The 24,467-nt window shown below is 66.1% G+C and carries 24 protein-coding genes, 1 tRNA gene and 1 riboswitch; of the genes, 11 read left to right on the top strand and 14 right to left on the bottom strand.

The genetic code is table 11. The features are described 5' to 3' along the window. Positions 1–31 precede the first annotated feature (31 nt). Positions 32–199 (top strand): 50S ribosomal protein L33, encoded by a 168-nt coding sequence (gene rpmG / locus ACHMWQ_RS22785; protein WP_018181260.1) that lies wholly within the window; start codon positions 32–34, stop codon positions 197–199. Positions 200–334: 135 nt separating this feature from the next. Here the strand turns inward: rpmG and ACHMWQ_RS22790 are convergent, their stop codons facing one another. Continuing rightward, a complete protein-coding gene (locus ACHMWQ_RS22790; protein WP_396309232.1) occupies positions 335–1,279 on the bottom strand; it encodes an IS110 family transposase in 945 nt (314 codons plus the stop codon). Positions 1,280–1,657: 378 nt separating this feature from the next. Beyond that, positions 1,658–2,029 (bottom strand): response regulator, encoded by a 372-nt coding sequence (locus tag ACHMWQ_RS22795; protein ID WP_354551212.1) that lies wholly within the window; start codon positions 2,027–2,029, stop codon positions 1,658–1,660. A gap of 95 nt (positions 2,030–2,124) precedes the next feature. On the opposite strand from ACHMWQ_RS22795, the gene ACHMWQ_RS22800 reads away from it, so the two are divergent. Together ACHMWQ_RS22800 and ACHMWQ_RS22805 are read left to right on the top strand one after the other, a co-directional pair. Continuing rightward, the gene (locus ACHMWQ_RS22800) at positions 2,125–2,418 is read left to right on the top strand and encodes a DUF3572 domain-containing protein (protein WP_354551214.1); all 294 of its coding nucleotides are present in this window, start codon (positions 2,125–2,127) and stop codon (positions 2,416–2,418) included. Further along, positions 2,415–3,044, top strand: coding sequence for a GNAT family N-acetyltransferase (locus tag ACHMWQ_RS22805; RefSeq protein WP_396309233.1), 630 nt, complete (start codon positions 2,415–2,417; stop codon positions 3,042–3,044). Before ACHMWQ_RS22800 ends, ACHMWQ_RS22805 begins: the two co-directional genes overlap by 4 nt. Before the next feature lie 57 nt (positions 3,045–3,101). Here ACHMWQ_RS22805 and ACHMWQ_RS22810 read toward each other — a convergent pair whose 3' ends face one another. Continuing rightward, entirely contained in the window at positions 3,102–3,509 is a 408-nt protein-coding gene (locus tag ACHMWQ_RS22810; RefSeq protein ID WP_266330149.1) for a flagellar export protein FliJ, read from the bottom strand. Between the two features lie 461 nt (positions 3,510–3,970). Between ACHMWQ_RS22810 and ctrA the strand changes: the two genes are divergently transcribed. Then, complete coding sequence (gene ctrA, locus ACHMWQ_RS22815) at positions 3,971–4,672, top strand: response regulator transcription factor CtrA (protein WP_266330150.1); 702 nt, start codon at positions 3,971–3,973, stop codon at positions 4,670–4,672. Between the two features lie 202 nt (positions 4,673–4,874). On the opposite strand, the gene chpT is transcribed toward ctrA, so the two are convergent. Further along, entirely contained in the window at positions 4,875–5,651 is a 777-nt protein-coding gene (gene chpT, locus ACHMWQ_RS22820) for a histidine phosphotransferase ChpT (RefSeq protein WP_396309234.1), read from the bottom strand. 264 nt (positions 5,652–5,915) lie between these two features. Between chpT and ACHMWQ_RS22825 the strand changes: the two genes are divergently transcribed. Both ACHMWQ_RS22825 and ACHMWQ_RS22830 read left to right on the top strand, forming a co-directional pair. Next, a complete protein-coding gene (locus ACHMWQ_RS22825) occupies positions 5,916–6,491 on the top strand; it encodes a DUF1134 domain-containing protein (protein WP_354551219.1) in 576 nt (191 codons plus the stop codon). Between the two features lie 211 nt (positions 6,492–6,702). Further along, a complete protein-coding gene (locus ACHMWQ_RS22830; protein WP_396309235.1) occupies positions 6,703–7,821 on the top strand; it encodes a hypothetical protein in 1,119 nt (372 codons plus the stop codon). Between the two features lie 7 nt (positions 7,822–7,828). Here ACHMWQ_RS22830 and ACHMWQ_RS22835 read toward each other — a convergent pair whose 3' ends face one another. Beyond that, positions 7,829–8,809, bottom strand: a complete 981-nt coding sequence (locus ACHMWQ_RS22835; RefSeq protein ID WP_396309236.1) for an NAD-dependent epimerase/dehydratase family protein — start codon at positions 8,807–8,809, stop codon at positions 7,829–7,831. A gap of 95 nt (positions 8,810–8,904) precedes the next feature. Between ACHMWQ_RS22835 and ACHMWQ_RS22840 the strand changes: the two genes are divergently transcribed. Next, positions 8,905–9,804, top strand: coding sequence for a LysR family transcriptional regulator (locus ACHMWQ_RS22840; protein WP_396309237.1), 900 nt, complete (start codon positions 8,905–8,907; stop codon positions 9,802–9,804). A 79-nt stretch (positions 9,805–9,883) separates the two neighbouring features. Here the strand turns inward: ACHMWQ_RS22840 and ACHMWQ_RS22845 are convergent. Both ACHMWQ_RS22845 and ACHMWQ_RS22850 read right to left on the bottom strand, forming a co-directional pair. Next, a tRNA-Glu gene (locus ACHMWQ_RS22845) sits at positions 9,884–9,958 on the bottom strand. Between the two features lie 125 nt (positions 9,959–10,083). Further along, entirely contained in the window at positions 10,084–10,473 is a 390-nt protein-coding gene (locus tag ACHMWQ_RS22850) for a hypothetical protein (protein WP_396309238.1), read from the bottom strand. Here ACHMWQ_RS22850 and ACHMWQ_RS22855 point away from each other — a divergent pair. The 3 genes from ACHMWQ_RS22855 to ACHMWQ_RS22865 all read left to right on the top strand — a co-directional run bounded on the left by ACHMWQ_RS22855 (position 10,472) and on the right by ACHMWQ_RS22865 (position 14,516). Continuing rightward, positions 10,472–11,482: an RluA family pseudouridine synthase gene (locus ACHMWQ_RS22855; protein WP_354551228.1), complete on the top strand. Its 1,011-nt coding sequence runs from the start codon at positions 10,472–10,474 to the stop codon at positions 11,480–11,482. The two genes, ACHMWQ_RS22850 and ACHMWQ_RS22855, sit on opposite strands and share 2 nt — an antisense overlap. A gap of 123 nt (positions 11,483–11,605) precedes the next feature. Continuing rightward, entirely contained in the window at positions 11,606–12,523 is a 918-nt protein-coding gene (gene rpoH / locus ACHMWQ_RS22860) for an RNA polymerase sigma factor RpoH (protein ID WP_354551230.1), read from the top strand. A gap of 184 nt (positions 12,524–12,707) precedes the next feature. Continuing rightward, positions 12,708–14,516 carry an adenylate/guanylate cyclase domain-containing protein gene (locus tag ACHMWQ_RS22865; protein WP_396309239.1) on the top strand — a complete coding sequence of 603 codons (1,809 nt, stop codon included), beginning with the start codon at positions 12,708–12,710 and terminating at the stop codon, positions 14,514–14,516. Between the two features lie 72 nt (positions 14,517–14,588). On the opposite strand, the gene ACHMWQ_RS22870 is transcribed toward ACHMWQ_RS22865, so the two are convergent. The 7 genes from ACHMWQ_RS22870 to ACHMWQ_RS22900 form a co-directional block, all read right to left on the bottom strand. After that, the gene (locus ACHMWQ_RS22870; protein WP_396309240.1) at positions 14,589–15,533 is read right to left on the bottom strand and encodes an ABC transporter substrate-binding protein; all 945 of its coding nucleotides are present in this window, start codon (positions 15,531–15,533) and stop codon (positions 14,589–14,591) included. Beyond that, positions 15,427–16,356 (bottom strand): ABC transporter permease, encoded by a 930-nt coding sequence (locus ACHMWQ_RS22875; protein WP_396309241.1) that lies wholly within the window; start codon positions 16,354–16,356, stop codon positions 15,427–15,429. The genes ACHMWQ_RS22870 and ACHMWQ_RS22875 overlap by 107 nt, the downstream gene beginning before the upstream one ends. Positions 16,357–16,420: 64 nt before the next feature. Next, positions 16,421–16,526, bottom strand: a riboswitch (TPP riboswitch). 51 nt (positions 16,527–16,577) lie between these two features. Beyond that, positions 16,578–17,495 carry a lipid kinase YegS gene (gene yegS / locus ACHMWQ_RS22880; protein ID WP_396309242.1) on the bottom strand — a complete coding sequence of 306 codons (918 nt, stop codon included), beginning with the start codon at positions 17,493–17,495 and terminating at the stop codon, positions 16,578–16,580. A 23-nt stretch (positions 17,496–17,518) separates the two neighbouring features. Next, positions 17,519–19,366, bottom strand: a complete 1,848-nt coding sequence (locus ACHMWQ_RS22885; RefSeq protein WP_396309243.1) for a hypothetical protein — start codon at positions 19,364–19,366, stop codon at positions 17,519–17,521. 51 nt (positions 19,367–19,417) lie between these two features. Further along, the gene (locus tag ACHMWQ_RS22890; RefSeq protein WP_396309244.1) at positions 19,418–20,710 is read right to left on the bottom strand and encodes an adenylosuccinate synthase; all 1,293 of its coding nucleotides are present in this window, start codon (positions 20,708–20,710) and stop codon (positions 19,418–19,420) included. A 150-nt stretch (positions 20,711–20,860) separates the two neighbouring features. Continuing rightward, the gene (locus tag ACHMWQ_RS22895; RefSeq protein WP_396309245.1) at positions 20,861–22,519 is read right to left on the bottom strand and encodes a mucoidy inhibitor MuiA family protein; all 1,659 of its coding nucleotides are present in this window, start codon (positions 22,517–22,519) and stop codon (positions 20,861–20,863) included. A gap of 131 nt (positions 22,520–22,650) precedes the next feature. Beyond that, positions 22,651–23,163 (bottom strand): ClbS/DfsB family four-helix bundle protein, encoded by a 513-nt coding sequence (locus ACHMWQ_RS22900; RefSeq protein ID WP_396309246.1) that lies wholly within the window; start codon positions 23,161–23,163, stop codon positions 22,651–22,653. Positions 23,164–23,321: 158 nt separating this feature from the next. On the opposite strand from ACHMWQ_RS22900, the gene ACHMWQ_RS22905 reads away from it, so the two are divergent. Beyond that, a complete protein-coding gene (locus ACHMWQ_RS22905) occupies positions 23,322–24,251 on the top strand; it encodes a DMT family transporter (RefSeq protein ID WP_396309247.1) in 930 nt (309 codons plus the stop codon). Positions 24,252–24,467: the final 216 nt, after the last annotated feature.

The following is a 24,467-nucleotide window of genomic DNA, read 5'->3' on the forward strand; positions in this document are numbered from 1 at the left end:
ACGCTGCGCGCAACAATTTTGAGGTTTGACCATGGCCAAGGCCACCACGATCAAGATCAAGCTCGTGAGCTCTGCTGACACCGGCTTCTTCTACGTCACCAAGAAGAACTCGCGTACCATGACCGAGAAGTTCTCGGCCAAGAAGTACGACCCGGTCGCGCGCAAGCACGTCGAGTTCCGCGAAGCCAAGATCAAGTAAGATCGGTTTCGGAAGTTTCGAAAAAGGCGCCGTTTCGGCGCCTTTTTTGTTGTCTCAAATGTGAGGGCGGCAGTTGTCCAAGCCTCTGAGTCTATCAGGCCGATCGACCTGCTCCGCCATCATCCTGAGCAACCATTATCCGTCGATCGCCCATGGGGTATCTCTCTGGACGACGGTATTGGCGTAGATGAGGAGCTTTCTGGCGCAGGCGATCATGGTTTGCTTGTGGGTCTTGCCGCGGTCGGCGAGCCTTTGGCGCATGGCGACGAGAGCCTTGTTCCAGCGATACGAGGCCGGCAGGGCGGCGGCGTAAAGGGCGGTTCGAACCCGGGCGCGACCGCCGCCGATATGCCGGACGCCATGCTGCTTGCCGCTGTCGCGATCGAAGGGCGCCAGGCCGGCCAGGGCGGCGGCCTGTTCCCGCGACAGCGTTCCCAGTTCCGGCATGGCGACGATCAGGGCGAGAGCGGTCCGAAGGCCGATGCCGGGAACGGAGAGAACCAGATCGAGGCGACGGCCAAGATCGGCATGGGAGCGCAAGGCCGCCTCGAGGCGGGCGAGTTCGCGGTCGCGCCGGGACCTGGCACGGGCGAGATCGGCCTCGAGCTGCCGTCGCAGACGCGGCTCGGCCTGATGCTCGATCCGGGTTTTGGCGCGGACGATGTCCTCCTCGGTCTGTTCGATGAAAGTCAGGTGATCCGCGAGCGCGAGGAAACGCGGATCGGGTGCCGGGCGGGTGGTGGCGAGCAGCGCCGTGAAGGCGGCGATCAACCGGGCGTCGAGGCGATCATTCTTGGCCCGGCGCATTGTCATCGCGGCGAAGGCACGTATCTGTGCCGGCTGGTGAAGGGTGACGGAAAGGCCGGCGGCCCGCAGATGGGCGACGACACCGCGCTCGTAGCCGCCGCTCGCCTCAATGCCGACGCGCTCGACGCCCTCGGCGTGGAACAGCGCCGCCAGTTGCTGCCAACCGGATCGATCATTGCTGACCCGCCAATGGTCCGTCCGGCCGTCGATGGCGATGTCGAGAAATGCCTTTCCCGTGTCGATGCCGGCCACGATCGTGTTAGACTGGTTCATCTTCGTCGTCCCCACCTTGTGATGCGAACCTTGCGTTCGTTCAACCATCCGGGTCCGATGAAGCGGTGACCGCGATCCAGCTCAGGATCAGCCCAAACCGGCTCAGGTGCCTACGATCCGCCGGTCACCTTCTTCCTGCTCCGGCACCCCCATCCTTGCACAACCGGCTAATACAAGGTGCTTCGCGTAAGCGAAGCCTCGAAGGAGGGTCCAGCGGGGCACTCCAGTATGCAGACAACGTCCGAAAGTCCGGCGAAACCCGCTCGCGATCCAGATCAAGGGCGTTCGCTGGACCCTCCTTCGAGGCCCGGCTTCGCCGGGCACCTCAGGATGATGGCTACAGTTCCGGCCAGCAGCACGAATTGGGAAAAAGTCGCCTCAGGCGTCGCCGAGATAGGTCTTCACCGTCTCGATGAACTTGCCGATCGAAATCGGCTTCGACAGATAGGCCTCGCAGCCACCCTGGCGGATGCGCTCCTCGTCGCCCTTCATGGCGAAGGCGGTGACGGCGATGATCGGGATGACGCGCAATTCGTCGTCCTCCTTGATCCACTTCGTCACTTCGAGGCCCGAGACCTCGGGCAGCTGGATATCCATCAGAATCAGGTCGGGGCGATGGGTGCGGGCGAGTTCGAGCGCTTCCAGGCCGTTGCGGGTCTGGATAATATTATAGCCATGCGCTTCGAGGAGGTCGTGGAAGAGCTTCATGTTGAGCTCGTTGTCTTCCACCACGAGAACGGTCTTTGCCATTCGTCCCTTCTTGCAGCCCTCGATCCCGTCGACGGCGTCTACTAGATGGTATCGATCTCCACTTTAGCGAAGATTCGTTTCGGAAAGGCAAATGCATGATCCGGCAGAAAGAGCCGCCCCTCGATCTCGAGGGCGCGGAAAGGCTGGCGATCGAAGGCCTGGCCTTCCTGGCATCGGAACCGGAGGAGCTGGGCCGCTTCCTGGCGCTGGTCGGGCTCGGGCCCGAGACGCTGCGCGATGCGGCCGGCGATCCGGGCTTCCTGGCCGCGGTGCTCGAATATTTCCTCGAAAACGAGCCGCTGCTGCTCGTCTTCGCCGCGCGCGGCAACATCCGCCCGACGCTGATCGCCGCCGCACGCTACCTGCTCGACCGGGAAATTCTGGAATGACGGAAACGATCGCCCTCGACCTCGACGGCTATACCGACCTGCCGCCCGGCCGGATCGCCAATGTCGTCACCTATCTGGAAATGACGAACCGCCCTGCCCCGGCCGCCGAGGCGGAGGGCGGCCGGACGGTGCGCCACGTCGTGAAGCCGGATCTCGCCGCCTATCGCGACCTCTACCGCCGCATCGGCACCGACTGGCTTTGGTTCTCGCGCGCCGTGATGTCGGATGACGAGCTCGCCGCCCTGCTCGCCAAGCCGTCGACCGAGATCCACTTCCTGGAGCAGGACGGGGTGCCGATCGGTCTGGCCGAACTGCATCGGGGCGAAGGTGGACCGGATCATGTCGAGATCGCCATGTTTGGCGTGGTGCCCGAGGCGACCGGCACCGGCGCGGCGCGTCAATTGATGAATGCGGCGCTTGCCGTCGCCTGGGACGGCGGCACGGAGCGCGTCTGGCTCCACACCTGCTCGTTCGACCATCCGGCCGCCCTGCGCTTCTACAAGCGATCCGGCTTCACGCCGTTCAAGTTCGCGATCGAGGTCTCGACCGATCCGCGCCTCGACGGCCACCTGCCGAGGACGGCGGGCCCGCATGTCGCGTTGATCGATCCGACGCCGTCGGCCTGAGGCCGGCGCTTACCGCAAGGTTAACGAAACGCTAACAGCGCCGATGCTGTTAGCCCCCTACCAGGACCGCCGCTCGGCGGCGGTCGAGCGGGCCGGACGACGCGTCGCGGCTAGGTCGACGGCTGCATTTCGCTCCTGGTCGCGGAGCGCCATCTGCTCGGCTTTGGCGAGATCGTCGAGCGCCAGGTCGAGCCCGGCCTGGGCCGCCGCCAGCTGCGCCTCGAGATCCTGCGCCGAGGCGCGGAGATTGTCGCGCCGCGCCATCGCCGCCTTGGCGAAGGTCGGATAGGCGAAATGCGACGTGTCCCGGATGCCGGCGCGTTCCTGCTCGACATTGATCTGGTCTTCGAGGTCGCGGGCCATGCGCTCGAACTCGGCGACCATGGTCTGGATCTGGTTGACCTGCCGACGTTTTTCCTCGGCCTGGAAACGCTTTAGCCGAATGATGCTATCACGCGACTTCATACTCGTTACTCCCTGAACACTGAGACGTAGACGCGCTGCGATGCCGACGGCCTCGGGGACGTTTTCGTCGCCGCTGTGGTTAACGGCCATCAAACTTGTCAAAACCTTAAGCCGACGACCTCGCGCTAACCTTTCGTTTACGTCTCGCGTTAATCATGGCGCAGGAGGGCTTAAGGGCGGGTAAACCCCGTCTGCGGTGCCTTCATCCTAATTCCGTGAGTCCGACCAATTGGTTACCGGATTTCGTGCAATTGAGCGAAAGGGTGCAATCCACACCAATTCGCTCGGAATCTCAAAGAGCTTGGGCGATTTCCGAATAATTCGCCTGAACCCCTTGTGAGCACGAATCAGAATTTGTTAACCATTAAGCGTTAGCCTTCGAATCGGGGTGAGCCGTTTTCCAAGCACCGGTTTTCGAGGCCGGAGCGCCAAGCCCAGGATAGGCAATTGAGGGGATTGGTATGCGAGTTCTGCTGATCGAGGACGACAGCGCCACGGCGCAGAGCATCGAGTTGATGCTCAAGTCCGAGAATTTTAACGTCTACACGACGGATCTCGGCGAAGAGGGTGTCGATCTCGGCAAGCTCTACGATTACGACATCATTCTGCTCGACCTGAACCTGCCCGACATGTCGGGATACGAGGTTCTCCGGTCGCTGCGCGTCGCCAAGGTGAAGACGCCGATCCTGATCCTTTCCGGCCTGGCCGGCATTGAGGACAAGGTGCGCGGCCTCGGCTTCGGCGCCGACGACTACATGACCAAGCCCTTCCACAAGGACGAGCTTGTTGCGCGCATCCATGCGATCGTGCGCCGCTCGAAGGGCCATGCCCAGTCGGTCATCATCACCGGCGAGCTGACGGTCAATCTCGACACCAAGACGGTCGAGGTTCATGGCAGCCGCGTGCACCTGACGGGCAAGGAATACCAGATGCTGGAGCTGCTTTCGCTCCGCAAGGGCACAACCCTCACCAAGGAGATGTTCCTGAATCATCTCTATGGCGGGATGGACGAGCCCGAACTGAAGATCATCGACGTCTTCATCTGCAAGCTGCGCAAGAAGCTGGCGACGGCGACCAACGGCCTCAACTACATCGAGACCGTCTGGGGCCGCGGCTACGTGCTGCGCGAGCCCGACGAAGTTCAGATGCGCGCAAGCGCATAGCCGGTCCTCCCCCGGCTGGAATGTGAAAAGCCCCGCCCCCGGCGGGGTTTTTCTTTGGCTCAAACGGCGGCCTCTCATGGCACGTTCAAGCCCCCGCCCCTTTCCAAGCCTTTGCCGGACAAAGAAAAAGCCGCGCCGATCCATCGATCCGCGCGGCTTGAATGTGCTCCGAGGGCTGCGCCGGGTGCAGCCGTCAGGCCGATCAGGCCTGGTGGGTTGCCTCGTCCGCCACGGCGGCGACGGCGACCGGCTCGGCCGCCTCCGGGGCGGCTTCGGCGAACATCGTCTCGCCCGCGGGCGCCTCGGCCGGAGCTTCCTCAACCACCGGCGCCGCGGCGGTCGAGCGCGCGGTGATGATCACGTCCGTGCCCTCCAGCACCGCCGCCACGGTCATGCCGCAGCTGCGCGCCAGCAGGCCGGCATAATAGGGCTGCACCGCATGCGCATCGATGTTGACGTCGACGATCGTGCCCGGGATGAGCTTTTCGAAGGCGGGCGGAATGCGCGCGCTCGGGCCTGAGCAGTGGAAGGTGACGTCCGGCTTGGACGGCTCGCCCTCGACGGTCACCTTGATCGAACCGCCGCGCGGCACGGCGGCGGTCGCCATCAGCACGAGGTTGAGGATCAGCTTGACCTGGTTCTTCGGCATCAGCGCGCGCGGCGCGGTCCAGGAGAACTCGGCCTTTTCGCCGTCCATATAGCCGCGCGCGACCTTCTCGGCGTCGCCGATGTCGATCTCGGCGCCGGCCGAACCGGCCGCGCCAAAGGCAAGACGGGCGAATTGCAGCTTGGCTGAGGCCTGGCGGGCGCTCTTGCGGATCAGGTCGAAGGCGAAGGCCTTCATTTCCTCATTGGTCTCTTCGTCGAGAACCTCGAGGCCGTTGTTGATCGCGCCGACGGGCGAGATAATGTCGTGACACACGCGGCTGCAAAGCAGCGCCGCGAGATCGAGGGCTTCGAGTTCGATCTCATTGGTCATGACGGGTCATCCCCCTGATTGGCACGAATCAACGCATGGAAAATAGGTGCTTCGGGGATACACCGGCCCAGCGATGCTGCCAACCGCCCGCCACGCGCGAGGCTGCAACCGGCGCGCCAGCTTGCGGGCCGGGACCACGCCAGAATGCCGCCCTTTTTTCACTTACACTCTTGTCGGTGATTCGCGCGCCTGCTGCCGGTTTCCGCCACCCGTCGGGGATCGGTTCCGTGCCATGACAGCCGCCACGACAAGGAGCCGACCGACATGACCCGCAGCCTGCGTCTTACTTTCTGTCTCGCGTTGATCGCGCTGGCCGCGCCGCTCCTCGCTCTTCGCCCGGCCTATGCGCAGAATCCGCAGCAATATTCGTCCGACGAGCTGGTCAATACGGGTCATCGCTTCTTCGGCGAAGTGTCGGGCGGGCTCGCCTCGGTCGTCGAGCACGCGGTGTCCAAATACGGCATGCCGAACGGCTATATCCTGGGCGAGCAGGGTTCGGGCGCGCTGTTCGCGGGCCTGCGCTATGGTAATGGCACGCTCTACACCAAGAATGCCGGCCAGCATCAGGTCTTCTTCCAGGGTCCGTCGCTCGGCTGGGACATTGGCGGCGAAGGCTCGCGCGTGATGATGCTCGTCTACAATCTGCCCTCGATCAACGCGATCTATTCGCGCTTCGGCGGCGTCAACGGCTCGGCCTTCCTGGTCGGCGGCGTCGGCATGACGGTGCTTTCGCGCGACGACGTCTTCATCGTGCCGATCGTTTCCGGCCTGGGCGCCCGTCTCGGCCTCAATATTGGCTATCTGAAGTTCACCGACCGCCAGACCTGGAACCCCTTCTGATCGGTTGGAACGCCCGCAGGGCGGGCGGCGGCGCAACACCGCGCGGGAACCGGCGCCGACCGGCCCGCGACACGCGCTTGTGGCTGGACTCCGAGCTTCGGAGGATGTCATTAGGGAAACTGCGCGTGGGCTGGCGCGGGGAAGCCGATGACTGCGGGATTGGGCCTTGCCGGCCCGTCCTCAGGCGCGACGGACATCCGGAGACGGTGCATTGATTGAAGCGCTGATGTACTTCGCACTCGGCTTCCTGTCGGCGGGGATCCTTGCCCTGGTCGTCATGCCGCCGGTCTGGCGCCGCGCTTTGCGCCTCACCCGCCGCAACATCGAGCGCACGCTGCCGATGACCCGCGCCGAGATCCAGGCCGAGAAGGATCAGATCCGCGCCGGCTTCGCCCTCTCGACGCGAACCCTCAACCAGACCATCGAGCGCCTCAAGACGCAGGTGACCGAGCAGCTAATCGACATCAACCGCAAGCGCGAGGTCATCACGCACCTGACCGCGCAGGGCACGCTCTCCGCCGATGACATCGTCGCGCTGGAAGAGCGCCGCGCCGCACTGGAAGTACGAGTTGCCGAGGCGGACCTCGCCGTCGCCGCCGCCGCGACGGACCGCGCCGAGGGCGAGAAGCGCCTGCAGCAGATGCGGCTGAAGCTGGAGAGCGCGGAGGAAAGCCTGGAGAAGATTACCGCCGAACGCGAAGAACAGCGGCTTGAGATCATCGCCCGCGACACCGAGCTCGACAATCTTCGCGATGCGCTGGCGGCCGTGAAGATGAGTTCCACCGTCGATGAAGTGGCGAGCGCCGGCTTTGAATCCGAGCTGTCGACGCTGCGCGCCAATCTGGCGATCGAGCGGCGGCGGGTGGAAGCACAGTCGGAGCGCGAGGTCGAGAGCGAATCGACCATGCGGGCCGCGATCGCCCAATTGAAGCAGCGCGAGACCGACCTCGCCGACGCGCATGCGAAGATCCAGGACCTGTCGGTCCGCCTGGTCGATGCCGAGGCGGCGGAGATGAGCGGCATGGCGCTGCGCGACCAGAAGATGGAGCTGGAGGCGCGGATCCTGTCACTGGAGAGCCGCAACGCCGCCCTCCTGGCCGATCTCGAGGGATGGAAGCAGCGGAGCGGCACGGCCAGCGCCGAGGAAAGCGCCGTGCTGCGCGAAAAACTGATCGAGTTCGGCGCCGCCGTCGCCCGGCTCGCCAGCGAGCGCAACGAGGGGCCGGGTCTCGTCACCCTGCTCCCCCCGCCGCCCGAGGAGACGCCGGCGCCCGCCCCCGGCCTCGCCGAGCGCATCCGCGCCCTCCAGCACGCCGGCACGGGCGCCTGAGCGCCGTTCAGGCTTTAGGAGCGCCCGGCATCGAGCCCATCGCCGTTAGCGTCGTGCGCAGGGCCTCGGGCAGCGGCGTATGCGGTTCCTGGCCGAGAAAGGCGAGAAGCTTGCGATTGTCGAGTTCGAGCCGCTCCGTCCAGAGATAGCGCATCTCGATCAGCTCGCGGAACATCTCGACGAACGGCGCGCCAAGATAGACGGCGAACCACGGGAAGCCCCGGATCCGGCTGCCCGGCCTTCCAACCGCCGCCGCCACGCCTTCCGACATTTCGACGCCGCGCTCGAAATAGTGGCCGCGGAAGTGGAAGACCTCGAACGGCCCCAAGGCGTCGGCGCGCTCGATCAGTTGCACCATCGTCTCAGCCAGGTCCGGCAGATAGGCCCAGGCGTGGCCGATATTCCGCTTGCCGGGGTAGCGGATGGTCGTCGCGGGAACGCCCGGCTTGACGATTCCAGCGGTGAACCAGTTGTTGCCGGCATGGGGACCGAAGAAGTCGCCGGCGCGCACGATCAGCACCGGCGTTCCCGCCGCCGCCGTCTCGCGCAGACGCTGCTCCATGGCGACACGGATCTTGCCCTTGCGGGTCGTGGGCCGCTGCGATGCGGTCTCGTTGACCAGGGGCCGCGCATCCGGGCCGAAATTGTAGACCGTGCCCGGGAAGACGATGCGCGCGCCGACCGCTTTGGCCGCGGCGATCGTGCTTTCCAGCATCGGCAGCGCCAGACCCTTCCAGTTGCGATAGCCGGGCGGATTGGCGCCATGGAAGATCACCTCGGCGCCCTTCGCAGCGGCGATTACGTCGGCGGCGTTCATGGCGTCGCCCCGGACCCATTCGATGCCCTCGCCGCCCGGCTTGCGGCTGGCCGCGGCCGGGTCCCGGTTCAGCCCGCGCACCTTCCAGGCACGGGCGAGCAGCACGCGCGCCACTGCGCCGCCGACGCCGCCCGTTGCGCCAACCACCAAGGCAATCCTGCTATCCGTCATGATCATCTCCTGTCGTTCCGATGACGAGAAGATCGCGCGTCGCGCTTCCATTTTAAATTGTTGAACTTTGGATAGCAGTCATACATTCTTGTATTATGACGCCATCCTGGGATCATTTCCGCTCTTTCCTCGCCGTGCTCGGCGATGGCAGCCTTTCGAAGGCCGCGCGCGGTTTGCGCCTGACCCAGCCGACGATCGGCCGTCACATCGACGAACTGGAGCGATCGCTGGGCGTCGTATTGTTCACGCGCTCCCGCACGGGCCTGACGCCGACCGAGGCGGCGCTGGAGCTGGAACCGCATGCGGCAACCATGGCGGCCGCGGCCGATGCCCTTGTCCGCGCCGCCTCGGGCGAAGCGCGCGAGGATCGCGGCACGGTCCGGCTGACGGCGAGCGAGGTGGTCGGCACCGAGATCCTGCCGGCCATCCTGCGGCCCTTTCTGGAGCGGCATCCGCATATCGCCATCGAGCTGGTGGTGTCCAACCGCAACGAGGACCTGATGCGGCGCGAGGCCGACATCGCCGTGCGCATGGCGCGGCCGACCCAGGGCGCGCTGCTGGCGCGGCGCATCGGCGCGGTCGATATCGGCCTGCATGCCCATCGGCGCTATCTGGCGCAGCGCGGCACGCCGAGGACGCTGGCCGAGCTCTCAGGCCATGCGTTGATCGGCTATGACCGCGATTCCCCGGCCATCCGCGCCCTGCAGAAGCTCGGCCTGCCGCTGACGCGAGACATGTTCAGCCTGCGCACCGACAGCGACACGACGCAACTCGCCGCGATCCGCGCCGGCCTCGGGATTGGCGGCTGCCAGAGCCGTCTCGCGGCGCTTGATCCCGATCTGGTGCATCTCGTGCCGGAAGAATTCGCCTACCCGCTCGAATGCTGGGTCGCGATGCATGAGGATCTCGGCACGGTGCGTCGGATGCGGCTGGTCTTCGACCACCTCGTCGCGGGGCTCAGCGACTACGTCGCCGGCAAGCCACTGGAAGGCTGAACGGGTCCCAACGCAGGACTAGAGCCGTTGAGGCAACAAAAACTCAGAGATCAATCATTTCTGGGGGAGGTGCAAATTTTGGTACGCCCAAGGGGAATCGAACCCCTGCTTTCGCCGTGAGAGGGCGACGTCCTGACCGCTAGACGATGGGCGCGGATCCGTTTGCTGCGGATGACGGCGATATACCGGGTGATCGGAACCTTGGCAAGCCATCTCGCCAAGGTTCTTCGCATCTCCCTGTGCAGAACTTCGCCGCAGGGAGGCCAAATGGCGGAAATCCTACGGCGTGACGCCCAGCGTGATGTTGCGCAGGACCTTGCCCGTATTGATGTTGAGGATCACGACGCGGGTGGCGCCGGCAGCATCCAGCGTCAGGGCCAACTGGTCGCCGTTCAGCGACGAGGAAATGACCCGCGCGCCGACTGGAATCGCCTGCTCGATGCGCAGTTCCGCCGACGATGGCGTGAGACCGGACTTGCTTCCGCCGGGGCCGATCCGATAGATGACGGCGAACAGCACGGCGACGAAGCCGAGCACCACCGTCAAACTCGATACCAGGATCAGACGTCTCAGCTTCAGCCGGACGCGCTCGACGGCGGGATCGAGGGGCGTATCGCCGCCGGGCTGCTGCGCGCCGGGCTGGTTCGAAGAGGAAGTAGAGTTGACCATGGATCAGTTTCCGGATGACGGCGAGGAAATCGTCGACCTCGTGGTCGAACCGGACGCGGCAGGCCGTCGCCTCGACGCCTATCTGGCCACCGCGATCGCCGAGCTTTCCCGCAGCCGCCTCAAGGTGTTGATCGAGGCCGGCCACGTCTCTATCGGCGGCGCGACCATAGTGGAGGCCAAAAAGGCGGTCAACGCGGGCGACGTCATCCGCGTCGCCGTGCCGCCGGCCGTCGCACCGGAGCCGGAAGGCGAGCCGATCCCGCTCAACGTCGTCTATGAGGACAGCGACCTGCTCGTCATCGACAAGCAGGCAGGCCTCGTGGTCCATCCGGCCGCCGGCAACTGGTCGGGCACGCTGGTCAACGCGCTGATCGCCCATTGCGGCGACAGCCTTTCCGGCATTGGCGGCGTGCGCCGGCCGGGCATCGTGCACCGGCTCGACAAGGACACGACCGGGCTTATGGTCGTGGCCAAGAACGACCGCGCCCACAAGCGCCTGGCCAACCAGTTTGCCGACCATGGGCGCACCGGCCCGCTCGAGCGCGGCTATCGCGCCATCGTCTGGGGCGTGCCGTCCCTGCCCTATGGCCTCGTCGACGCGCCGATCGGCCGTTCGCCGACCAGCCGGCTGAAGATGGCCGTGCTGAAGACCGGCGGCAAGGAAGCGATCACCCACTACACGGTGCAGGACCGCTTCGGCGACCCGAAGAACCCGATCGCCAGCCTGATCGACCTGCGGCTGGAAACCGGCCGCACGCACCAGATCCGCGTCCACATGGCGGCCATGGCGCATCCGCTGATCGGCGACCAGGAATATGGCAAGGGCTTCCTGACCAAGATGAGCCTGATCCCGGAACCGGCGCGCTCGGCGATCGCCTCGTTCCACCGTCAGGCGCTGCATGCCTGGCTGCTCGGTTTCGAGCATCCGACAACCGGCGAAACGCTGCATTTCGAAAGTGAGCCGCCCGAGGATCTGGCCAATCTGATCGAGGCTTTCACCGGACTGTGATGCTTTGGGACCGATGAGTCCTGTTAAACTTGTATTTCGTGCCTATATATCTCCATGCGGGCCAACATGGCCGCGACCGGTGTTGGCTTTCGGGGAACGCCGGCAAGAACGGAGGGGGCACATATGGCTGCCAGAGCAAGTCTTCCTGTCATCGCGTCCGGCGAAGCCGGACTCTCACGCTATCTCGACGACATCCGCCGCTTTCCCATGCTGGCGCCGGATGAAGAATATATGTTGGCCAAGGCCTACAAGGAACATGACGACCGCAGCGCCGCGCACCGTCTGGTGACGAGCCATCTGCGTCTCGTCGCCAAGATTGCCATGGGCTATCGCGGCTACGGCCTGCCGATCGGCGAAGTGATCTCCGAGGGCAATGTCGGCCTGATGCAGGCCGTAAAGCGGTTCGAGCCCGAAAAGGGCTTCCGCCTCGCGACCTATGCCATGTGGTGGATCAAGGCCTCGATCCAGGAGTACATCCTGCGGTCGTGGAGCCTGGTCAAGATGGGCACGACCGCCAACCAGAAGCGCCTGTTCTTCAATCTGCGCAAGATGAAGAGCCAGATCCAGGCGCTCGAGGAAGGCGATCTGAAGCCGCACCAGGTCGAGCAGATCGCTACCAAGCTCGGCGTCACCACCGAGGACGTCATCTCGATGAACCGTCGCCTCGGCGGCGATGCCTCGCTGAACGCGCCGCTTCGCGCCGACACCGAAGGCGGCGAGTGGCAGGATTGGCTGGTCGACGACAGCGACAACCAGGAAACCATCCTCGCCAACCAGGAAGAGGCCGACAACCGTCGCCAGCTGCTGCGCGATGCGATGGGCGTCCTGAACGACCGCGAACGCCGGATCTTTGAGGCACGCCGCCTCGCCGAGGACCCGATGACCCTCGAGGAACTCTCGTCCGAGTTCGGCGTCAGCCGCGAACGCGTTCGCCAGATCGAGGTCCGCGCCTTCGAAAAGGTGCAGAAGGCCGTCAAAAGGGGCGCTCGGGATCTCGAGCGCAACCATGGCGAGGACGAGCTCGCCGCGACCGACGCCTGAGGCTCAGGCGCCGGTCCTGCCGCGTTGGGCGACATTTCTGCCAACGCGAGACACTTTCGACTTTCCTGACAAACGAAACCGTTGCGAAAGCGACGGCGATGTTGTATGCGGCTGATAGGGACGTGCCCCAGCGTAAGCTTCGGCGGGCCACATTGCTCATACAATTCGGTGTCGGGGAACCATCATGGCGCGCGCGCGTCGTCGACTGACCGTCATTGCTGCGCTGGATATGGTCGGCTACTCGGAGCTGATCCAGCGGGATGAGCTCGGCGCGATCCGCGAAGTCCGCTCGATCTATCGCAACCTCGTGCGTCCGACGATTGCCCGCTTTGGCGCCCATATCATCAAGACGATGGGCGATGGCGGCCTGATCGAATTCGCCAGCGTTCTCGACGCCGTGGAATGGACGATGGCTTTCCAAAACGGCATGGCCGCCCGCAATGCGGCGCGTGATCGCCCGCCGATCGAAGTCCGGGCCGCGATCGTTCTGGCCGACCTCATCCTGACCGATGACGACCGCTTCGGCGCTGCGATCGGCTTTGCCATGCGGCTGCAGACGGCCGCCCCGCCGGGCGGTATCGCCATCACCCATTCCGTGCGCTGGCAGCTGCTGGGCGAGCCCGCCGCCGCGTTCAAGCCGGCCGGTTTCCTGTCCCTGCGCAGCATCCCCTACCCCGTCGAAGCCTGGTTCTGGATGCCCGAGGGCAAGCCTATGCCGCGCCTGGTGCCGACGGCGGGGCAGACGCTGACCCCCGGCAGCCTGGCGGTTCCCGCCCTGAAACCGGCGGAGGCGCCGGATCTCCGCCCGCTCACGGTGGTGCTGCCTTTCGACGACCTGTCGCCGCGCGCCGATCATGAATCCTTCGCCGATGGCGTGGTCGAGGAAATGACCGCGACGCTGTCGCGCGTGCGCGACATCCGCGTCGTCGCCCGCAATTCCGCCTTCACCTACAAGGGCAAGCCGACCGACGTGCGCTCGCTCGGCCGCGATCTCGGCGTGCGCTACGTGATCGAGGGGAGCGTGCGCCAGTCCGGTGAGGTGCTGCGCGTCACCGCCCAGCTGGTCGAGGCCGAAACGGGCGCGCATCTCTGGTCCGGCCGCAAGGACGGCACCATCCACGATCCGCTCGCGCTGCAGGACGATGTCGCGACGCTGGTCGCGGGCGCGCTTCGTCCCGCGATCCGGACGGCCGAGATCGAACGGGCCAAGCGCAAGACGGCGGAGACGCTGAAGACGCACGACCTGATCCTGCAGGCCATGCCGCATTTCTGGGCCCATCGGCGCGAGGACAACGCCGCCGCCCTGGCGCTGCTGGAGAAGGCGCTGGCGATCGATCCCCGCTCCAGCGGCGCGCTCAGCCTGAAGGGCTGGTGCCTCAGCCAGCAGATCACCTATCTCTGGTCCGAGGATCCCATCCGGGATCGCGCCGAGGCCATCGACCTCGCCGAACTGGCCGCGGAACTGGCGGAGCCGGACCCGCTCGTCATGACCGCGATCGGCGCCACCTTCTCCATCCTGCAAACCGACCAGTCGCGGGCACTGCTCTTCATCGAGCGGGCGATCGCGCTGGACAGCACCTTCGCCTGGGCCTGGACCCGGCTGGGTTACGCGCAGGCCTATTCGGAGCGACCGGAACTGGGCATAGAGAGCTTCGAGAAAGCCATCGCGCTGAGCCCTGAAGATCCGATCCAGTTCAATGCCTTCGCCGGCATGGCCACCTGCCACTTCTTGCTCGGGCATTATGCCGAGGCGGCGCATTGGGCAGCGCAGGCACTGCATGGCCGCCCCGGCATGGTCTGGGCCTATCGCCTGCTCGCGACCTCGGCAGCCCTTGCCGGCCAGACGAGCCTGGCGCGGCATGCCGTGCGCCGGCTGCTGGCCGAGAACCCGGCGCTGACCCTGGCCGGCGTGCGCGCAGGCATCCAGAACCTCGCCGGCCCGGCGCTCGACCGATACATGGAAGGCCTGCAGATGGCGGGCCTTCCCGATTAGGCGCCGCGAGCCGATCAACCCAGCCCTCCGCTGCTGCGACTGAGGGCTGGGTCAAGGTTTCGTCTGAAACGATTAGCGCGGTGCGATCGCGTAGCTGTCGATCGGCGGGACCGTGTCCAGCAGCCCCCTCGCCTTCATGAACGCGGCGAAGCGGTCATAGCGGCCGATGTCGAGCGCGGCCGGACGCTTGGCGAAGCGCGGCAGGGTCGCCGCGAACGACTCGCGGTTCAGCTTGTCATCCAGTTCCTTGTGCGACTTGACGAACATCGCCAGCGCCTCGTCCGGATGATTGGTCAGGAAGATCGTCGCGTCCTCGACGGCGGCAAGGAAGCGGGCCATGCGCGGGTCGCCGCGCAGTTCGTTGCGCGTCACATAGATCAGTTCGTCATAGGCCGGCACGCCATGCTCTTCCGGGAAGAAGGCGACGCCCGGCTTGCCCTCGATGCCAAGCTGGATCAGCTCGACATTGCGATAGCCGTCGATGACCGCATCGACCTGGCCGGACATCAGCGAGGTCGAGAGGTTGAAGTTGACGTTGACCATCTCGACGTCCTTCTCGCTCAGGCCGACCGAGTTGAGGATCGCGCCGATATAGGCGTTCTGCAGGCTGGCGACGGAATAGCCGACCTTCTTGCCCTTGAGATCGGCAAGCGACCGGATCGGCCCGTCCTTGAGCACGATCAGCGCGTTGAGCGGCGTCTCGATGAGCGTGCCGATGCGGGTCAGCGGCAGGCCTTCCTTCACCTGAAGCATCAGGTCGGGCTGATAGGTGATGGCGATGTCGGCCTGCCCGGCAGCAACCAGCCGCGGCGGCGCCGAGGCGTCGGCCGGCGCGATCATCTCGACGTCGAGGCCATGCTTCTCGAAGAAGCCGGCTTCCTTGGCGATCACCAGTGGCGCGTGGTCGGGGTTATAGAACCAGTCGAGAAGCACGGTCAGCTTGTCGGCCGCCTGAGCCGGTCCGATCGTCAGGGCCGCTACCAGACCGAGCGCCGCGAGCCGGATGAAGGGTTTCATGCGTTTTCCTTTGCAGATGCAGAATGTTAGCGGAGGGTTCTGGCGCCCAGGGGGCGATATGGCGGGTGGCGATCTCGACCACGGCGCGGACCAGCACGGCCATGGCGGCGAGGATGACCAGCGCGGCGAAGACGACGTCGGTCTGTGCACGGCCGTTTGCCATCAGCATGGCGTAGCCGAGCCCGGAGGAGGCGCCGACCCACTCGCCGATCAGCGCGCCGACCGGCGCATAGACGGCGGCGACCCGCAGGCCGGAGGCCAGCGCCGGGAGAGCGTCGGGCACACGGAGATAGAGGATTTCCTGCCAGCGCCGGGCGCGATAGAGCCGGCTCAGGTCGATCAGCCCGGCCTCGGTACGGGCCAGACCGTCATGAAAGGCCGAGGCCACGGGGAAGAAGATGGCGATCGTCGCCATGACGATCTTCGAGCCGATGCCGAAGCCGAACCAGAGAACGAGCAGCGGCGCGATGGCGAAGACGGGAAACGCCTGGGTGACGATCAGCAGCGGCATCAGGATGCGGCGGATCGCCGGCACGAAGGTCATGACCAGCGCCAGCATGATGCCGGCCAGCGCGCCGGTGATCAGCCCGGATACGGTCTCGATGAGGGTGGTGACGGCATCGCGCCGCCAGAGATCGGGGCGCTCGACCAGAGCGCGCCAGACGCGAGAGGGCGGCGGCAGCATGAAGGGCGGCGGCGCGAAGACGAGGATCACCGCCTGCCAGATGGCGACCAGCGCCACGGCGACGATAAGGCCCCGCAGGACGCCGGCCATCCAGCCGCGCCGCTTGTCTCCCGCCTCAAACTCAGCCCTTGCCACCATGGCGAAGCCGCTCCTCCGGAATACGGACGAGGCCATGCCTATAGCGATGGGGACGAGCAGACGTCGTGAACCAGCTTCCCGTCCCTTCGCCGGCATGACCCGGATCAGGTTCGAAGGGTTCGGCCCTAGGCCATCTCAGCTCGCGTCCGCGAACACCCCTCGGAATGGCCGGAGCATGGCCGAGGACGCGGCGCGGTGCAAGACCCCTCGCTGACGAGCTGCTATGCGGTGCCGTTGAGCGGAGTCCGACCGAGATGGACGCGGAGGGAAGCGGGACGGCATTCGACACGGAAGTGCCGCGTCTTCACGGGTTCGCCGTCGAGGTTGATGTGCAGAGCCTCGTGCGAATCGAATTCGATCCAGGAACTGCGCGTCTTGACCTGCAGGCTTTCGACCGCCGCCGCGCCCTGCAGCAAGAGCTGCGTGAAGGCATCGAGGCGGGCGTCGCCCGCCAGTTCCGGCAGGATGGCGAGATCGAGCAGACCGTCGTCGAGGCGCGCCTCGGGGCACAGCACGATGCCGCCGCCGGCCTGGCGGCCATTGCCGATGGCGAGCGCCAGGAAGCTGCCTTCCCACTCGAAGCCCTCGGCGCGGAAGCGGCCCTGGCTGGCGGAGAGCTCGCGAAACCGCGTCACACCGGTCACGACATAGGCGAGCCCGCCGAGGCGCCGCTTCAGGTCGGGATCGGTCTCGACCGTGACGCGGGAGCCGAAGCCGCCCGAGACGAGATTGACGAAGACGCGACCGTTCAGGCTGCCGACGTCGATGCGCGAGGCTGGCGCCTGGACGACCAGCCGAAGCGCCGCGGTCAAATCATCGACGGGAATGTTGGTGGAATGCGCGAAATCGTTGGCGGTGCCGAGCGGCAGGATGCCGAACGTGCAGGAGTCCGGCGGCTCCGCGCCAAGCGCCGAGGCGAAGACCTCGTTGACCGTGCCGTCACCACCGCCAGCCACTATGCAATCGATCGCGCCGCGATGCGCATCGGCAACGGCGTCGCGGGCGAAACGTCCAGCGTCGCCCGCCTCCCAGGTGACGCGGACCTCAACGACATGGCCATCAGCGCGAACCGCGCCGACCGCCTCGCGGACGCGGGGATCCCGCGCCGCCTTGCCATGCAGGATGAGCCGGATCTTCATGGTCCATCCTGCTGGGTGGGAGACTACTTGTTGCCCCAGGCGGTCATGGCCTTGTCGAAGACCCGCTGGCCGGGCGTGCCCTTCTCGAAGGTCAGGATCGCGCGCTGGTCGTTGTTGTAGACGATTGGCAGGTCGATCCAGTTGCGCTCGCGCATGAGCGCGACGTTCTGGGCGAGCGGGCCGGCATCGTTGGAGAAGGCGATCCAGAAGAAGCCGTCGGCGACCTTCGCCGCGGCGCCATCGAGCGGCTGGCCGCGCGATTCCTCGGTCGGCTTCATCACCAGCGCCGGCACCGACTTGATGCCGCCACCCGCGAAATTGGCCGGCGTATCGACGACGATCTCGACGAGATGGCTGGCCGGAAGCGCCGGGTCGTTGTTCTTCCGGATGTTCAGCGTCACCTTCATGTTCTTTTCGGGAACATCGAGATTGGCCTGGATCTCCGGACCGTTCGGCGAGTTCGCGTTGAACTTCCACGTGACGTTGGCATTCACGATCTTGACGTTCTGGCTGCCGTCGGTCGGCTGTTCGTACAGAATGGCCTTCTGTGCGACGAGCGACTCATCGGCGCTGCCGGCGGCCGGCGCGCTGGGAGCTTCAGCCGGAGCAGGCTCGCTGGCCGCGGGCTCTGACGCCGCCGGTGCCGCGGCGACGGGACCCGTACCATCCGGCGTCATGACGCCGGCGAGCGGATCCGCCTCTTCGCCGTCCGTGGCAGGCTGCGCCTCGACGGTGCGCACCGCCTTGGGCGACGCCTCTTCCGGAGCGCCACCCAGGCGATCCGCGTTCTTGCTGCTGACGGGAGCCGATGCGGTTGGGATCGGATCCTCGCCCAGCGTCGGCTTGGCGCTGGTGTCGGCCGAGGAAATCAGGTCGCCGATGACGTCCTTGACCACGCCGCGCTGCGACCAGGCGAGCGCGGCAATGCCGCCCAGCATCAGGCCGATCAGCACCAGCAGGATAAGGGTCGGCCAGCGCGACGGCTTGGCGCGTTCGACATAGACGGGCGGACGCTCGGCATCCCGGTTGCGCTCGCGGCGCGACGCCCGGCGCTCCCGCGGCTCCTCGACACCGTCATTGCCCATGGGCGTGACGCGCATCGGCTCCGGCGCCCAATCGGCGTCGGCGCTGAAATGACGACCGTCATCGTGATCCGCATCGACATCGAAGCGCGGCTCGTCGATCGGATCGGGCGCAACCATGGGGGGCTCGCGGCGGCCCTGCGGCGCGGCGCGGTCATAGGCGCTCGGCTTGGTGGGCGAAACCTGCGGCCATTGCGGCTGCACCGGCGGCGGCTGCCGCACGGGCGCCGGCGGCTCCGGCTCGTGCCAGTCGGGTTCCGGCTCGTGCTCGGGCTGATGATCGTGTTCGTCGTCGCTGTCGATTTCGGGATAGACATCCTGCGGCGGACGCGGCGGCGGGGGCGCCGGGGTCGGCGCAACAACGGGCGCGCGCGGCGTCGGCGGCGCAGGCGGCCGGGGACGCGGCGCAACCGGCGGCGGGGTCGGCGCAGGCGGTGGCGGAGGCGCTACCGTCTCTTCCAGCTCGTGCTCGAGCTCCTCGGCATATTCGGATTCGTCCAGCGAGACAGACTCGTCGGGAACCGCCAGCGCTTCGGCGACGGCCGCCGCGGCGCTGACGCGAGCCGGGGCCGGACGCGCGGCGCTGGCCTCGCGTTCGACCTTGCGGATCGCCTCTTCCAATTCCAGGCGCTGGCGCGAGATCTCGGAGGTCGTCAGAGGTGGGTCGATGGACTTCAGCTGTCCGATCAGCGCCGTGCGCGCCTTGTCGTAAACTGAACGACGCGCGTCGCCGGATTCGCTCTCGAACCCGGAAACCGCCTTTTTCAATACCGCGTAATAGTCGGTCATCGTCCCATTCTACTAACTACACGTCCGAACCGGCGCCTGTGATCGACAACCTCAGTCCTGAAACGGATCCTGAACCAGAATTGTATCGTCCCGTTCCGGACTGGTCGACAGGAGCGCGACGGGCGCTCCGATCAATTCCTCGACGTGACGGACATACTTTACGGCCTGCGCCGGCAAATCGTTCCAGCTACGGGCACCGGCGGTCGTATCCTTCCAACCTTCCAGCGTCTCGTAGATCGGCTCGACCCGGGCCTGCGCGGCCTGCGAAGCCGGAAGATAGTCGATTTCGCGACCATCCAGCCTATATCCAACGCAAATCTTGATTTCTTCAAGGCCGTCGAGAACATCGAGCTTCGTCAGCGCGATTCCGGTGATGCCGGAAGTGCGGATCGTCTGGCGCACCAGCACCGCGTCGAACCAGCCGCAACGGCGCTTGCGGCCCGTGACGGTGCCGAATTCATGGCCGCGCGTGCCGAGGAAATCGCCGATCTCGCCGGTCTGCTCGGTCGGGAACGGGCCTTCGCCGACGCGGGTCGTATAGGCCTTGGTGATGCCGAGCACATAGCCGACCGCGCCCGGACCGACGCCCGAACCCGTCGAGGCCTGGCCGGCCACGGTGTTGGACGAGGTCACGAAGGGATAGGTGCCGTGGTCGATGTCGAGCAGCGCGCCCTGGGCGCCTTCAAACAGGATGCGCTTGCCGGCGCGGCGCTCGCGGTCGAGCAGCTGCCAGACGGAATCCATGAAGGGCAGGACCTTGTCGGCGACCGAGGCAAGCTCTTCATAGAGCGTTTCGGCGAGGATCTCTTCCTGGCCAAGACCGCGGCGCAGCGCATTGTGGTGCGCCAGCAGCCGTTCGATCTTGTCGCGCAGCGCGGGCAGGTCGGCGAGGTCCATGACGCGGATGGCGCGACGGCCAACCTTGTCCTCATAGGCCGGGCCGATGCCGCGCTTGGTGGTGCCGATGCGCGTGCCGGAATTGCTGTTCTCGCGGAACGCGTCGAGGTCGCGATGCAGCGACAGGATCAGCGCGGCGTTCTCGGCGATGCGGAGATTCTCGGGCGAGACGGCGACGCCCTGCGCGGCCAGGCGGCCGATCTCGGCCACCAGCGCATGCGGGTCGACGACGACGCCATTGCCGATGACGCCCATCTTGCCCGGACGCACGACGCCGGACGGCAGCAGGCTGAGCTTGTAGGAAACGCCGTCGATGACGAGCGTGTGGCCGGCGTTATGTCCGCCCTGGAAGCGCACGACGATGTCGGCGCGCTCGGAGAGCCAGTCGACAATCTTGCCCTTGCCTTCGTCGCCCCATTGCGATCCGACGACGACTACATTCGCCATTGAGACTTCCTTTTTCGACGTCCAGCCACTGCTTGTGCCGCAATGCGCGGCGCGCGATAGGCTTCGTCCCGGCAGGCTGCCAGGACGAAGCGCGCGGACTATATAGACTCCAACTGCCCGGCGCGACCCCCGCCGGAGCATGTCAGACCCTCAATTCTCCCAGAATACGTCCTGATCGGCCGGCCAGCTGACGGCAAAGGCGTGGGTGATCTCCTTTGTTTCGCCGGCGGCATAATCATAGCCCCACGCGACCACCCCGCGCCTGCTGTCCACGGCGCTCGCGGTCGGCGGCGTCGCCTCCGGCAAAGCCTGCACGGTTATGGTCTTGGCCTCGGAGACGGGAAGCTGGTCCAGCACGACGATCGAGATCGGCCGGGCGTGCCGATTCTCGACCTTGATACGATAGCGCCGCTCGTCGGTCTTCTCGGACGAGATCAGCCCGCGCTCGCCGGTCTTGCGCTCCAGCGTGGTGCGGGTGACGGCGACCTTGTCGTCGATGCCGAAGCCCAGCGTCAGTTCCGCATTGGGCGCGGTGAAAGCAAGCGGCACGGTCCCCGCGAAAGCCCCATCGCGATAGAGCACCGCATTTCCGCCGACATAGGGCGCGCCGGAAGTGTTGCGGAAGCGCGCCGTCAGATAGGCGGCGTCGCTGACCGCCGGCACGGCGCGCACCTCCAGCGTCGGCGCCAGATCTTCCGTCGCGATCCGCACCGAGCGGCTGCCCTCCCCCGAAGCGACCGAAACGGGATCCGCAATCCGGTACTCGGCACGGAAATCGCCGAAATCGGCAACCGCCTCGGCCTGTGGGATCGCATCCGCGCCACCGTCGGCGGCCTCCATCTTGTAACGCGCCGGGGGCGCGGGCGCCGGGCGCACCAGCGCCATCGATTCGCTGGCCTCGTCCTGGGCGAAACGCGGCGCGAAGCGCACGACGCTTTCGCCGAGTTCCGGCGCCTGCGTGCCTTCGGCAGGACGGCTGGTGGAAAGCGAAAGCACCACGCCGGCCCAATCCTCGCCCGTCTCCTGATGCAGCTCGGCCCGGCGGACCAGTTCCAGCTTCGGCTCGGCCGACGCTTCGCCGAGCGCGAGCGAGATGTCGTAGGCCGGGCTCCATCCCGCCGATTGCGTGCGATAGCCGAGGGTCAGCTTGCCGGTCGCTGCCTGATTGGCCAGAAGCTCGATCCGCGCCTCCAGCTTTGGCGCCGCAACCGGAAAATCGTCCAGCGCGGACTGCCGGGTCGCAAGCGTCTTCTCGATGCCGCGCCGGTCGATGGCGATTGCCGCGCGCTGCTGGTCGATCTTCTCCCGCTCGAGGCCGAGGCCTTCGGCGGTCAGGACCCAGTCGCCGATCGACTTGCCCTCCGCCATGCCCTTGGCCAGACCCTGCGGCACGCTCTCGGCCAACTGGTCGATGAATTTTACGCGCAGATCCAGCGCCGCCCGCTTGTCGTCGAGCGCGCCGAGCCGATCCCGCAGCGCCTCGATCTCGGCCAGGATAGCGGCGCGGGCCGGATCGGCGTCCGCATCCACCTTGGCGTCGCGCGTCTCGACCGAGCGGATGGTGACGCCGCCCGCCGCCAGGCCCTCGACCCGCAGGCTGTCGGCGACCATATCGGCCGGCAGATCATCCGTTACCAGCACGCTGACGCCGGGCGGCACCGAGAACGCCGCCTCACGAAGCACGGCCGCTCCTTGCGGATGCACGGTCACGGCGGTGATCCGGCTGCCGAGCGGCAGGTCGGCGGCGTGCACATTCGCACTGGAGGCGGCCAGCACCGCCAGCGTCAGAGCGAGGATTGTCTTGGCCATCGGGCTTCCCCTGCATGATGAAGCGCCGCCACCCATGGAACCGCCGGCGCGCTTCCTGCCGCATAACGCGCGATTGTGGTATCGCCGCGCCACAATTGCGCGAATTCCATGAAAAGCGGCACGGCAGCGCTTCAGGCGATGCCGTTTTCCTTCTTCCATTTGCGCAGGCGCCCACGCGCATTCACATAGGGCGAGGATGTATTGAACTGAATCATCCGGCCCATCGTGTAGGCGCCGTACCAGGGTTCGCCATAGAGCGCGGCATCGTCCTGGCGCTCGATAAGCTCAATGATGAGGGCCTTGGCATCAGCGAAACGCCTCAGCAAGGCGTCGAAGGGCACGTCCTCATAATCGGCGTAGAATTTCTGCGCCAGCGCGCCGAGCTGGTTCCATGCATAGCCGGTCTCGGGAAAATCGACAGGCAGGTCGGCATCGCGCCGCGCATGCCATTTCAGCACGAGCTCGTTCCATCCCGTCAGATAGGCGACGAGGTCGTGCACGCTGATGCGCGTATCCCGCACATGCCCCTCCAGCGTCTTTTCGGCGGTCCGACCGGCCGGCACGGTCGAAAGGTCCTGCATCAGCTTGGCGAAGCTGGTTTCGATCGCCTCGAGAAGCTCAGCCTTGCTGGTCGGAACCGCCATGAACCATGCCTCCATCCTCATCAGCGCGAAGGCATAGCCATGCCGCCGCGCCGCTGCAAACCGGCAAACGACCATCGCAGCCGCCCAGCGAGGCGTTGGCGCTTGGCAGCGACCACCCGACAGCGCTATCCAGACGTTCCGCTGTCCGAGGCCAGTTCATGTCATTGCTTTCGCGGGCCTTCGCCTGGTTGTTCAACCGGCCCTATCTGCTGCTCGCCCTCACCTTCCTGTTCTGGGCGATCAATATCGTGCTCGGCCGCTATGTCGCGGGCAGCATCCCGCCAGTCGCGCTGGCGCAGGTGCGCTGGGCTGGCGCTTCGGTCATCATCCTGCCTTTCGCCTGGCCGCATTTGAAACGCGACTGGCCGGCAATCCGCGGCAGCCTCGCCGTGATGCTGCTGCTCGCCGCCTCCGGCATCGGCGCCTACAACACGCTTGCCTATTACGGGCTGCAATATACCGAGGCGATCAACGGCCTTCTGATGCAGTCAATCGCGCCGCTGGTCATCGGCGTCTGGTCGCTGATCCTGTTCCGCGATCGCATGACGGTGGCGCAGATCACCGGCGTCTGCCTGTCGCTCTGCGGCGTCATCCTGATCATCTGCCGCGGCGATCCGGCCGTGCTGCTGCACATGACGCTCAATGTCGGCGACATCATCATGCTGGTGGCGATCAGCTGCTATGGCTTCTATTCGGCGCTGCTGAAGAAGGGGCCGCGCATCCACTACCTGTCGATGCTGGGCTTCACGATCCCCGCCGGGGCGGCGATGATCGTGCCTTTCTGCGTCTGGGAGATCGCCTCCGGCAAGGTCATGCACGCGACGCCGTTGACCTTCGCCGTGCTCGCCTATGTCGTCGTGATCCCGTCGGTCGTTGCCTACATGTTCTTCAATCGCGGCGTCGCCCTGATCGGCCCCAACCGCGCCGGGCCGTTCTTCCACCTGCTGCCGGTATTCGGCTCGATCATCGCCATCCTGTTCCTCGGCGAACAGCCGCGCTGGTATCACGGCGCCGGCTACGCGCTGATCCTCGGCGGCATAGCCCTGGCGCAGCTGAGCCTCGCCAGGATTCGCTCCTTCGGGCGGTAGCTTGCGCCTTCCCGCCCGGCCTCGTCCCGCTTCCACTCACCCCACCCTCGCCGTCATCCCGGGCTTGACCCGGGATCCATTCAGCCGGGTTGGCGAATGCATGAAGCTCCCAATGGCACGGCTGCATGGATCCTCGCCTTCGCGAGGATGACGGCGGTGTCGGGTCGAGCCGCCGGCGCTTGCCGCACATCCCCACCATGACCGCCCCGGCAGAAA

The sequence above is a fragment of the Kaistia sp. UC242_56 genome, assembly GCF_044452255.1.
In the GTDB taxonomy this organism is placed as follows: Bacteria; Pseudomonadota; Alphaproteobacteria; order Rhizobiales; family Kaistiaceae; genus Kaistia; species Kaistia defluvii_A.